Annotated in this window: 6 protein-coding genes and 4 pseudogenes; 9 read left to right on the top strand and 1 reads right to left on the bottom strand. The window is 37.3% G+C overall.

Annotated elements, in window-relative coordinates:
• Positions 1 to 28 precede the first annotated feature (28 nt).
• The 9 genes and pseudogenes from IPI59_16080 to IPI59_16040 all read left to right on the top strand — a co-directional run bounded on the left by IPI59_16080 (position 29) and on the right by IPI59_16040 (position 10,133).
• Positions 29 to 622 (top strand): annotated as a pseudogene (locus tag IPI59_16080) (TetR/AcrR family transcriptional regulator).
• A pseudogene (locus tag IPI59_16075) lies at positions 619 to 1,021 on the top strand (hypothetical protein). Before IPI59_16080 ends, IPI59_16075 begins: the two co-directional pseudogenes overlap by 4 nt.
• A 44-nt stretch (positions 1,022 to 1,065) precedes the next feature.
• On the top strand, positions 1,066 to 1,473 hold the full coding sequence (locus IPI59_16070) for a hypothetical protein (protein MBK7529008.1): 408 nt from the start codon (positions 1,066 to 1,068) through the stop codon (positions 1,471 to 1,473).
• On the top strand, positions 1,470 to 1,742 hold the full coding sequence (locus IPI59_16065) for a hypothetical protein (protein MBK7529007.1): 273 nt from the start codon (positions 1,470 to 1,472) through the stop codon (positions 1,740 to 1,742). The genes IPI59_16070 and IPI59_16065 overlap by 4 nt, the downstream gene beginning before the upstream one ends.
• A 29-nt stretch (positions 1,743 to 1,771) precedes the next feature.
• Positions 1,772 to 3,106 carry a TolC family protein gene (locus IPI59_16060; protein MBK7529006.1) on the top strand — a complete coding sequence of 445 codons (1,335 nt, stop codon included), beginning with the start codon at positions 1,772 to 1,774 and terminating at the stop codon, positions 3,104 to 3,106.
• An 8-nt stretch (positions 3,107 to 3,114) separates the two neighbouring features.
• Complete coding sequence (locus tag IPI59_16055; GenBank protein ID MBK7529005.1) at positions 3,115 to 4,185, top strand: efflux RND transporter periplasmic adaptor subunit; 1,071 nt, start codon at positions 3,115 to 3,117, stop codon at positions 4,183 to 4,185.
• Between the two features lie 12 nt (positions 4,186 to 4,197).
• Positions 4,198 to 7,290, top strand: a complete 3,093-nt coding sequence (locus tag IPI59_16050) for an efflux RND transporter permease subunit (GenBank protein ID MBK7529004.1) — start codon at positions 4,198 to 4,200, stop codon at positions 7,288 to 7,290.
• 493 nt (positions 7,291 to 7,783) lie between these two features.
• A pseudogene (locus IPI59_16045) lies at positions 7,784 to 9,223 on the top strand (IS1182 family transposase).
• A 193-nt stretch (positions 9,224 to 9,416) separates the two neighbouring features.
• On the top strand, positions 9,417 to 10,133 hold the full coding sequence (locus tag IPI59_16040) for a CPBP family intramembrane metalloprotease (GenBank protein MBK7529003.1): 717 nt from the start codon (positions 9,417 to 9,419) through the stop codon (positions 10,131 to 10,133).
• Between the two features lie 196 nt (positions 10,134 to 10,329).
• Here the strand turns inward: IPI59_16040 and IPI59_16035 are convergent.
• Positions 10,330 to 11,863 (bottom strand): annotated as a pseudogene (locus IPI59_16035) (IS1182 family transposase).
• Positions 11,864 to 12,070: the final 207 nt, after the last annotated feature.

Genomic DNA, 12,070 nt, shown 5'->3' with positions numbered 1-12,070 from the left:
AGTGAATATTCACTAACATACATTTGAAATGATAGCAACAATATCTGACAGACAACTTGAAATTATTGAAGCGGCAGGAAAAAATACTTACCACTTCAGGGGTTAGTGGCTTAACTATAAAGAACCTTCCTGCCAAGAAATGAAGTTTTCTGAAAGTGCTATTTACAGGCACTTTACAAGCAAGGAAGAAATCATTAGTGCCTTACTTGAATATCTTGCTAGGTGTATGGATGAACGCTATACCAATGCGATTTCAAGTGAACAATCAACCGAAAAAAAATTTTACACCCTTTATTTCAAAATCAATTTTCATTTTTTAAAAAGCATCCGCATTTTGTAGTGGCAGTTTTTTCTGACGGATTAACGGAAGAAAGCCAACGCATCAATGAAACAATATTGAAAATAATGGTGTAAAAATGAAACACCTGATGCCTATTATTCTGGAAGGTCAACAAAGAGAGTTTTTACTAATGCAATTACATCCGATGAGTTAATGCATATCGTGATGGGAACTTTTAGACTGCAAATGTTTAAATGGAGAGTTGCAAATTTTCAATTTGACATTACTCGAAACGGTGACAATATGATACAATCTGTATTAACATTAATCAAATCTAAATGAAGAAAATACTTCCATATTTATTTGCAACTCTCCTCGCTGGGTTTGGCTTGCTTACTTTATTCCTAAGCACATCTGTAATTTTTGATTTGTTTGGTATTAGAGCCAAAGAGGGCAATTATGTTCTGTTTGTGGTTTGGTCAAATTTTATCAGTAGCATTCTATATATTTTTGCAGCTTATGGGTTTATTAAAAACAAAAGATGGACAGCTACACTCTTAGTAATTTCAACCCTCATACTTATAGCCGCTTTTATTGGTCTTAATATTCACATCAATTCAGGTGGGATTTATGAAACAAAAACTGTTGGCAATGATTTTCAGAATAGCGGTAACGTTTGTATTTGCAATCATTGCATTTTTCACTATCAATAAACAATTAAATAATAATCATAATGAATAAATTAATCTTAACATTTGCCGTAGGTAGCTTATTGAGATACAGTTGTGGCAATTCCACAAACGAGAAATCAAATAATCAAACAGGTTGCCGAACAAAATAATCATCATCACGATGATGAAAGCGAAGCAATTGAACTCAACAATGGCGAAAAATGGAAAGTTGATGCCAATATGATAACACATATTCGCAATATGGAAAATGATATTAATCACTTCGCTAATGTTGAGCAAAAAGACTTCAAATCATTAGCTGAAAAACTACAAAGCAATATTGATTTACTTACATCTAATTGCACAATGAAAGGCAAAGCACACGATGAACTTCATAAGTGGCTTTTGCCATACATTGATATGGTAAAGGAACTTTCAGAAGCTAAAAACGAAACCGAAGCATCAGAGCAGTTTAAAAACATACAAACTTCATTTTCAACATTTAACCAATATTTCCAATGAACATAAAAGAATTACATACACAAGAAAAACCAGTTTCAGCAACTTCTCTTTTCAAAAGTGACCTGGGCAATGCAACAGCTATCCAAATTTTGAAAGGCGAGAAATTAAAAGAGCATATCACCAAAACACCAGCACTTTTGATTTGCGTGGAAGGAGAAGTGATTTTTGAAAATGAAAAAGGGATAATGGAAACACTATTGTCAGGTGACTTTATAAATATTGAACCAATGGTAAAACATTGGGTTGTAGGAACAATTGAAAGTCAATAAATACTCATTAAGTAAAAAAAATTTGACCAATGAAGTTAGCGAATATTCACAAACATTATTTTGTTCTATTATTGATAATAGGAGGCTTTCAATCCGCACAAGCACAAACTTGGACTTTGCAACAATGTATTGATACAGCACAGGTTCACAATAAAAACCTGCAAATGAGCAGAAACAATATGGCCATTGGTGAACAAAGAGAGAAAGAAGCCAAAGCCAATTTAATTCCTAAAGTTACAGCAAATGCAGACTACAGATATTACTATAATTTACCCTATCAACTGCTTCCAATAAATGCTTTTAATCCAGCAGTTCCAGAAGGTCAATATAGAGCAATTCAGTTTGGAGTTCCGCATAACATCAACGCCAATTTGCAACTATCAATGCCATTGTATAATCCACAAGTTTATGGAGCTATTCAAACAACAAAAATCGCTTCGGAATTGACCGACTTACAGTATCAAAAAACTGAGGAGCAAATCTATTTTGAAATTTCCAATTTGTATTACAATGCCCAAATATTGCATCATCAATTGGCATTTATTGACAGTAATCTGATCAATGCAGAAAGACTTCTGAAAAATATGCAATTGCTCAATGAACAATTGCTTGCCAGAGGAACAGATGTTAGCAAAGTAAAATTGCAAGTATCGCAATTAACCACCCAAAAGGAAACCATCAAAAGCAAATACGAGCAGGTTCTAAATGCGTTGAAATTTGCTATGGGTATTTCCATTGAGCAAAATTTGCAAATAGAAGCAAACATTCAATATCAAAACACAAATGAATATACAACTTCATCAACCTTAGATATTCGAATAATAAAAACTCAAAACCGCTTATTGTCGAGTGAACTCAACACACTCAACAAATCAAGGTATTTGCCTTCGCTAAATCTGGTTGGAATGTATGGAACAACGGGCTTTGGTTATAACGGACAACCTGCTTCTTTCCTTGATTTTTATCCGATTGGTTTTGCAGGCATCCAGCTCTCATATCCTTTATTTAACGGAACGGTTACTTTAAGGAAAATAAATCAAAAGAGATTGGAACTTCAAAATAATGAACTTCAATTTAGCTTACTCTCTGAGCAAAATAATATGCAGGTTGAAAATGCAAAACTGCAAAGAAAGATTGCTCAACAGACAGTCGAAACCACAACTGAACAAATCCAATTGGCACAAACAATCTATGAACAAACCCTTCTTCAACAGAAACAAGGAACGGCAAGTTTAACGGATGTTTTGCTTGCGGACAATGTATTAAGCGAAGCACAACAAACCTACCTCTCTGCTGTAATTGATTATCTAAAAGCAGATTTAGAACTAAAAAAAATCACAGGAAATATTTCAACAACCAAATAATTATCACAATGAAAACAAAATCATCAATCCTAAAAAAAGTGCTATATGTCATCATACCGTTGGCGATAATTGCCATTGTAGTAATTAAGTTGAAAACAAATAAGGAAATTACGCAGAGTAAAGTATATCAATACGATAAAGAACAAGCTATAAATGTTCAGGTAGATACATTGCAATTGGAAAATGTGAATGCAGAATTTTCTTATTCAGGCACATTTGAACCCAATAAGGAAACCAAAATAAGTGCCGAATTACAAGGAAAAATCAATACTATTTTAGTTGATGTTGGAAGCGTTGTAAGTAAAGGTCAAACTTTAATTCAGCTCGACAATTCTTTGCTGAATTTGCAATTGCAAACTATTGACGTGCAAATTGAAGGCTTGGAAGCCGATGTAAATCGCTATACCATTTTGGCTAAAGCAGATGCAATTCAAGGCGTTCAATTAGAAAAGGCGGAATTAGGTTTGAAATCTGCAAAAGTTCAGAAAGCTACTTTGTTGGAGCAGATAAACAAAACTACTATTAAAGCACCTTTTAGCGGTGTAGTTACGGCAAAGCTTAGTGAAGAAGGAGCTTTTGCCGCACCAGGAGTTCCATTGCTTCAAATAACGGACATTACTACTTTAAAATTCACCGTAAATGTTCCCGAAAAAGATTTAAGCCAGTTCAAATTAAATCAAAGCTATTCTCTTTCGGCAGATGCTTATTCTGAAAATTTATTGACTGGAAAAACTACTATGATTGGTAGTAAATCTAATATTGGCAGTAGTTTTCCTGTTCAGTTTATGGTAAATAACACATCCGACTTAAAAATAAAATCTGGGATGTTTGGTAAAGTTTTACTCAAGAGCGAAACGTCTGGAAAGGGAATTATCATTTCGTCTTCTGCCATACAAGGCACTGAAAACCAATCACAAGTTTACATAGTGAAAAATGGTAAAGCCCTTTTGCAAAACATCACTATATCAAATAAGATACAGAACAAAGCAGTTGTTTCAATTGGATTAAATGAAGGTGATGTAATTGTAACCAATGGATTTATAAATCTTTTTGACGGTGCAAATGTAATTGTTAAATAAAATCAGCGAAAAATGAATATTACAGAAATATCAATCAAACGACCTTCGCTGATAATAGTGCTTTTCAGCGTATTTACTTTATTAGGATTTATCGGATATAAAAATTTGAGTTACGAGTTAATGCCCGACTTTAATCAGCCCGTAGTTGTAATTAAAACAGTATATCCGGGTGCTGAACCTAACGAAGTAGAAACATCCGTTTCACGAAAAATAGAAGATGCTTTATCCAACTTGGAAGGTGTAGATTACTTGGTTACAAAGTCATTGCCCAATGCTTCTATCATCATTGCCAATCTGAAATATGGAACAGATTTGGATAAGTCAATGCAAGACGCACAACGCTACATTGACAACATTCGCAAAGATTTACCACAGGATATTTTAAGTCCTGTAATGAGTAAAGTTTCGCCAAATGATTTGCCGATAATGTCTATCAGTGCAACAAGCGATTTGTCTGCCACCGAGTTTTATCAGAAAATGAATGATGATTATCTGCCACAAATTCAACAAATAAAAGGTGTAGCAGAGATTACTGTTTTAGGAGGAGAGGAAAGAGAGATACAAGTAAAAATAAATCAGGACAAACTGAAATTGTATAAAATTACAATGGTTCAGGTTGTTGAAGCAATTAATCGTTCTGGCTTAGACTTACCTGCTGGAAAGGTGCAAACCGAAAAAGAAAGTAATTCAGTTCGTTTAACGGGAAAATTCGCATCTATTGAGGATATTAAAAATGTTCAAGTTGCAATGCCTGTTTTAGGAAGTCCAGTTTATGTAAAAGATGTGGCTGAAGTAATTGATGGCATCAAAGAAACGACTTCCATAAGTCGTTATAATGGCAAAAAAGGCATTGGTTTATTATTAAAAAAACAAGGCGATGCAAACGCTGTAGATGTTTCAAAAGCAGTTCGAGAAAAATTTCAATCCATCGAACAACAAAATGCCAGTTCGGGTGTGAAATTTATTATTGCAGACGATAGCACCGACAACACGATTGCAGCCGTAAACTCCGTTGTTTTTGACTTGATTTTAGCGGTTCTGTTGGTATCGTTGGTAATGCTTTTATTTCTACGAAGTTTTAGAAATTCCTTAATTGTTTTGGTAGCTATTCCAACATCTTTAGTTACTGCCTTTGCTGTAATGTGGCTTTTGGGTTACACCTTAAATTTAATGACCTTGCTTGCAATGTCTTTAATCATCGGTATTTTGGTAGATGATGCTACCGTAGTTTTAGAAAACATTCAAAAGCACTTAGACAAAGGAAAAGACAAGCGATCTGCTGCAATGGACGGCAGAATGGAAATTGGCTTTGCAGCATTGTCAATCACCTTGGTTGACGTTGTGGTTTTCTTGCCTATTCTTTTTCTACAAGTGTTTGTTGCTGATATGCTCAAGCAGTTTTCGGTTGTGGTAATAACTTCCACACTCACCAGTTTGTTGGTTGGTTTTACTTTAACGCCTTGGATGGCTTCTCGTATTGGCAAAAAAGAAGATTTGCAACCCACTAATTATTTCAATCGTTTTTTACTTTGGTTTGAAGTTCAATTAGAAAACTTTAATGAATGGTATGGTCGAAGATTAGAATGGGTATTGAGCCATAAATTAGCTTTTACAGGTATCGTTCTTATGCTTTTTGCAATGACTTTAGTGATTATGAAACAAGGGATTATTGGTAAAGAATTAATATCAACTGGTGACCAAGGCAAATTTAGAATGGCTTTAGAGTTTGATAAATCCACATCTATACAACAGAACAACTTAATTGCTCAAAAGATTGAAACATACATTATTCAACAACCCGAGGTAGCAACGGTGTTCAGCAACATTGGCGGACCAAGCACTGGGATTGGAAGTTTGGGTGTAGGTTCAGCAAATAAAACTGAATTTACAATTCAATTAAAATCCAAAAAGGAACTGCATAATTTGCCTACCGAGACATTTATGAAAAATCTTCGGGAAGAACTAAAGTCAAAATTTCCGAGTATCAATTATTCAATGGCAGCATTGGGTTTAATTCCACGTTCTGCACCAATTGAAATTACATTAAGCGGTAGCAATTTGGATTTGGTGATGAAAACAGGTGATGAACTAAAAACGGTAATTGAGAAAATTCCCGGTGCGGATAATGTTCGCTTATCCGTTGAAGCAGGTAGCCCCGAATACAAAATAATTCCCGACAAAGATAAAATGCAGCGGTTAGGCTTAACAACCGCTTATGTTGGATTGAACCTAAGAACTGCATTTACAGGAAATGATGATGCGACTTTAACCGAAAACGGAACGGAATATCCTGTGCGTATTTGGTTAGATGAATTTAGCAGACGAAATTTTGAAGATGTTCAACAACTTTCAATTATTAACCCAGTGGGGATACCAGTTGAAGTTTCACAATTTGCAAGCGTAGAGCAAGACAATTCTCCTTCACTATTAGAACGAAAAGACCGACAACCCGCAGTTACACTAACCGCAGACGCATTAGGCAGACCATCAGGAACTGTAGCAGATGATGTAGTAGCATATCTCAAAGAAAATCCATTGCCAAACGGCATACAAATGACTTGGGGTAGCGACATCAAAAGACAAAATGATAGTTTTGGAGCATTAGGTTCTGTTTTACTCATTTCGTTTTTGCTGATTTACCTGATTATGGTAGCACTGTATGACAGTTTTGTTTATCCATTTGTAGTGTTGTTTTCTATACCAGTTGCAGCAATTGGTGCGTTTTTCGCTTTGAATTTGTCGTTAAGCAATTTGAGTTTATTCGCATTATTGGGTTTAATTATGCTAATGGGCTTAGTGGTAAAAAACGCTATTCTAATTGTCGATTTTACTAATCAATTAAAAGCAGAAGGTAAACATTTCAAAGAAGCCTTAGTCATTGCTGGGAAAGGTCGTATGCGACCTATTTTAATGACAACGCTTTCAATGGTTGTTGGAATGCTTCCTATCGCAATGGCAACAGGAACAGCAGCCGAATGGAAAAACGGTCTTGCTTGGGTAATCATTGGTGGACTTCTATCATCCCTAATTTTGACTGTGTTTTTAGTTCCTATGGTTTATTATTTAGTGGACACAGCGAAAGAAAAGCTTAACAGAAGAAAATAGCCATCACACAGGTGTAAGCACATTTGCAATTACTCACTATTGCTTATTTATAGTGTTCGTGAACTTCGTTTCGCACAAGCCAACGCACAGACCAAAAATTGCAAAAGAGCTTACACCTTTACCACCCAAAGAAAAATTATTTTTTTAAATTTCCTTCCCTTCTAAAATTTTTAAAGCCGCTACCTACAGCCGACACAAACAGACTCATTCGCAACTCGACAATGACAGCGAAACTCACAGCAGACAAGGACTTAACAACCTCGACAGACAGAAGGCCTGCTTATAACATCACCTATACGCAAGCAGGGGGTTCGTGCTTCGTAGGACAGAAAAGTGCTATATTTGAAGTTCAGTTCTTCGTAGGAAGTTCAGTGGTTAAAATCCCTGCCTGCGTATAGCTGAGAACCGTCAGACTGTCTAAAAACCTTCAAATAATTTTATTTTTTCTTTCAAATAATTGGGTAATATTTAATTTATTTCGTAATTTAGTGGCATGGAATATATTAAAGGAATACCAAGAGAACAAGCCGTTTTATTTACCGATTGCTTAGACAATATTATCGCTTCGGACAATGAAGTTCGGTTAATTGATATGTTTGTTGAAAGTATTGAGATGGAAAAATTTGGTTTTGCCAGCAAACTAAATGCTGAAGGTCGGCCAGCATACAACCCGAAAGATTTGCTCAAATTGTTTATTTACGGGTATTTAAACTGCATTCGTTCTTCGAGAGTGTTAGAAAAGAGTGCAGGCGCAATACCGAGTGATGTGGCTGTTGCAACAATTAGCACCCGACCACAATACCATAGCCAATTTCCGGAAAGATAATCAAAAAGCCATCCGGGAAGTATTTCGGCACACCGTGCGCATAGCAAAACAATTTCAATTAATAGGGGCAAACTCATTGCCAGCGACTCGACCAAACTTCGGGCTCAAAACAGCAAGAAAAACAATTTTAATGAAAAGAAAATAGCACAACATCTTGCCTATATTGACAAAAAGTTAGACGAGTACAACGCCGAACTTGCCGCCGCCGATGAAGAGAACAAACAAATTATACAAGCAGAAATAGACAAACAAACACAACGGCAACTAAACTACCAAGCCCTTCAGCAACAACTTGAGGATACGGGCGAAAAACAAATTTCTACCACCGACCCCTGACAGCCGCCAACTCATTACCCGCAACAATATTACCGAAGTAGGGTACAACGTTCAAACCACCGTAGATGATAAACACAAACTCATTATTGATTACAAACTTACCAATACCAACGACAGCAAAGCTTATGGGCGAAATGCTGCAAAGCGCGCAAACAATATTGGGAACAACGGGCTTTACAGCACTTTACGACAAAGGATATCACACCGGAAGTGAAATAAAAACGGCAGTCGAAATGGGGGTAGAAATTATGACAGCCATACCCTCAGTTGCCGCTTGCGCACCTAATCCGGATTACAATTTTGACCGCTTTGACTACAACAATCTTACCGATACCTACAACTGTCCGCAGGGAGAAACACTCCGTACAAACGGCAATAACTACCTCAAAACCAAAGAGAACTCGACCTATTATGTTAAACATTATAAAACCACTAAATGTCAGCATTGTCCCGTCAAATTGTTATGCACCAAAAATGCAAAAGGCAGACTCATAGAGCGGAGCGAGTACCAACAATATGTAGATATTAACAAAAAAACATAGAAAAAATAAAAACTTGTATAAGCTTCGGCAGCAAATAGTAGAACACCCCTACGGCACAATTAAACGGCAATGGGGTTACTCCTACATCATCACCAAGCGGGGCATTGAGCGCGCCGCCGCCGATGTGGGGCTTATAATGACTGCCTATAATTTGCGCCGATTATTCAATATTTTGCCTCGTGAGCTGTTCAAAACGTGGTTAAAAACCCTGTTTTTTGTTTTTCGTCTTTTTATAGCTCGTTTTAAGGAGATATGCGCCCCTCTCTCTCCTCAAAATATATTTCATCCAAGATTTATTAACGCAAAAAAACAAGCCCTCAAATCGCCTCTATTTAAAACTTATAATGTAAATTTGCCGAAACTTATGAGTTTTTAGACGGACTGCCGTTAGCGATCATTGTGAAACGACAAAATAGAATAAAATGAAACTATTTTATCAAAAATATAAGCCAGTTATCATTTTTTATTTTTTAGCGTGTTTATTCTCATGGCCATTTTTCTATTGGAGAGACATAAATAGCGAGAGCTGGAATAGTCTAAAAATTCCTATGGTTATTAAGCTTAGTCTAATAATGTGGGGACCCGGACTATCTGCCATAATTTGCAGTCTACTTTTTAGAAAACAAACTGTAAAAACTATTACATTCTTTGGAACTTCAATTATTAAAAGCCTTTTGTTTTGGGTGATACCAATGGCGTTTTTCATGGCTTTTGGTTTCAAGGGATTTGACGGTTCGTATATGAATTTTGCCATTTATATGGTTGGTACTTTCATCTTTACACTTGGAGAAGAACTTGGTTGGCGTGGTTTTTTGCAAGACCAACTCAACCATTTACCTAAATGGAAACGTTATCTGATTATCGGAGTAATGTGGGAACTGTGGCACTTTACAACACGAACATTATCGGGTAGCATCATTGCAAGAATCCTCCGACCATTACTCTTTATCATTCCAAATTCAATACTTTCTTGGATTATCGGAGAGAGTGTAAACAAATCCAAATCTGTTATAATTGCCATAACGCTTCATTCTTGGGTGAACATTCTTTTTGAGTTTGGAAATCCTATTACATATACAATATTTGGACTGTCCGTTCCCTTTTGGGTTTTTATACTGATTAAATGGGATAAATTATAATTCTAAATTGAAAAGACTACAATAGCAGAACAACGAACCGCTAACACGGGTAACCGTTGCACAACCCTCCCTTTACAAAGCGGGTTTTTGGGCTAAAATGCCCGCCGTAGCTACATTTGCCGCGTTTTAGGCAAGTCTTAATTTCGGGACAAATAAATGGAAGTTCCTTTTTTTGAATGCCTTAAAATGAACCTAATTAAGCCCAATAAAGTGAATTTTGAAGAAACCAATACCTGCTGCCCAATTTGGCGGTACTGGGCATTTGAGCGTACATTTTGGGCATTTTCCGGATAAATTTTAACAGTTTCTTCAAATTATAGCTCAAAGCCGCCATTAAAACGTGTTTATTGGCTTGGGCTATTCCTCGTGCATTCACTCGTTTCATGTTGTGATGATTGATAAGCGTTCCCAGCACTGGCTCAACGGTTGAGCTTCGGCGTTTGGTTAAAAATCGGGTGTAGTTTTTGTCTTTGTTGAGTTTGCGGTGCATCTTGTCGTACAGGGGTTTGTGAATGCTGTCGTCTAATTTTTTGAATTTGCTTACCGCACCGCAACACAAGGCTCTGAGGGGGCATTTGCCACAATCGCTTTCGCTGCTGCGATAAACGTTTTTGGTGTAGCCTTTGCTGTCGGTTTTTGTGCCTTTGAAGGTCAAAATAGCCTTGTTGCCGCCCTTTTTTACACATCGGTAGCGGTTGAGTTTTTTGTTGAAAACAAAGCCCTCGCGTTGGGGTTTTGTACTGCCCAAAATTTGGAATGTATGCGTTGATATGATGCGCCTCGCAATACGCAAACTCTCGCCACTGCTGTAACCCGCATCGGCCAAAACCTCTTCCATTTCCAAGCCGTTTTCTTTGAAATTTGCGATGGTTTGGTTCATGATTTCGCCAAAAATGGCACTGTCTTTGCTGCCCGATGTGCTGGCGCAAGCTCCCGTTATGACATGGTGCGCATCGTCAACGGCCAACTGCCCCGAATAGTTTAGCTGGCGGGCTTTTCCGGGGCTTTACGCTTATTTTAGCATCCGGGATCGGTAGGCGAATAATGCGTGTGATTGCTTAAAAATTTAGGCCGAATTTCATGGCCATCTTCATCTAAACGTCCGGATTTATTGTTGCCGGCGGGCATATCTTTGTAGGCCTCTTCTTTCCATTTGTGGTGCCGCTCTACCAATTTTTTGCGCTCGGTAGTTACTTTAAATTCGCTGTTTTCTTCTAATTCCGACACAAAGGCCGAGGCATCTTCTAAAACCTCTTTTTCGACCAAACTATCCATGCTGGCATTGGCTTTGATGAAGGCGCTATCGACCGCCTGGCGTTTGCCGCGCACCATTCCGGATTTTACGCAAAGCGACAGAATTTTTCTGAATAAACCCAAAATACTTCCTCGCCAAACAGTTGCCGTGTGCGGCTAATGGTCGAGTGCCAAGGCAGCGATTCGTTGAGGTCGTAGCCCAAAAACAGGCGAACATCAAGGCAGTTGTTGCAGTAGGCAAGCAAAGCGCGGTCGCTGTTGATATTGTTGAGGTAGCCCACCAACAAAATTTTGAAAAACACCACCGGGTCTATACTTTGCTGCCCTTCGGAGCCGTAATACTGCTTGGTAGCTGGGTACAGAAAATCGAGATTGAGGTGGTTGTTTATTCGGCGGTAAAAATTATCTTCCGGAACTAATTGGTCTAAACTTAGTTGGTAAAATAGTTGCGGGGTCAGTTGTTTTCGTCCTTGCATAATGCAGGCAAATATACTACAAATTATTGAATTTTCCTATTCTTTTTAAAAATATTTCACCAAATTTTTTTTGTATATTAATTTTTCACTACCTTTGAGTTGTGCAACAGGCACAAGGTATTGGCAAAATGGGGGCAGAAGTGCTAAATTGAGCATTTGTACGTCTATCAACATTTGTGGTTTATTAAACATTTGTGCCTTGAATGC

It is taken from the genome of Sphingobacteriales bacterium (assembly GCA_016706405.1).
GTDB lineage: Bacteria > Bacteroidota > Bacteroidia > Chitinophagales > UBA2359 > BJ6.
Note: the sequence above shows the minus strand (reverse complement) of the source record. Positions and strands in the feature narration are given on the sequence as shown.

Coding starts and splice junctions, on each gene's coding strand:
- IPI59_16055 (MBK7529005.1), top strand. CDS start 3,115: ATGAAAACAAAATCATCAATCCTAAAAAAAGTGCTATATGTCATCATA.
- IPI59_16040 (MBK7529003.1), top strand. CDS start 9,417: ATGAAACTATTTTATCAAAAATATAAGCCAGTTATCATTTTTTATTTT.
- IPI59_16065 (MBK7529007.1), top strand. CDS start 1,470: ATGAACATAAAAGAATTACATACACAAGAAAAACCAGTTTCAGCAACT.
- IPI59_16050 (MBK7529004.1), top strand. CDS start 4,198: ATGAATATTACAGAAATATCAATCAAACGACCTTCGCTGATAATAGTG.
- IPI59_16060 (MBK7529006.1), top strand. CDS start 1,772: ATGAAGTTAGCGAATATTCACAAACATTATTTTGTTCTATTATTGATA.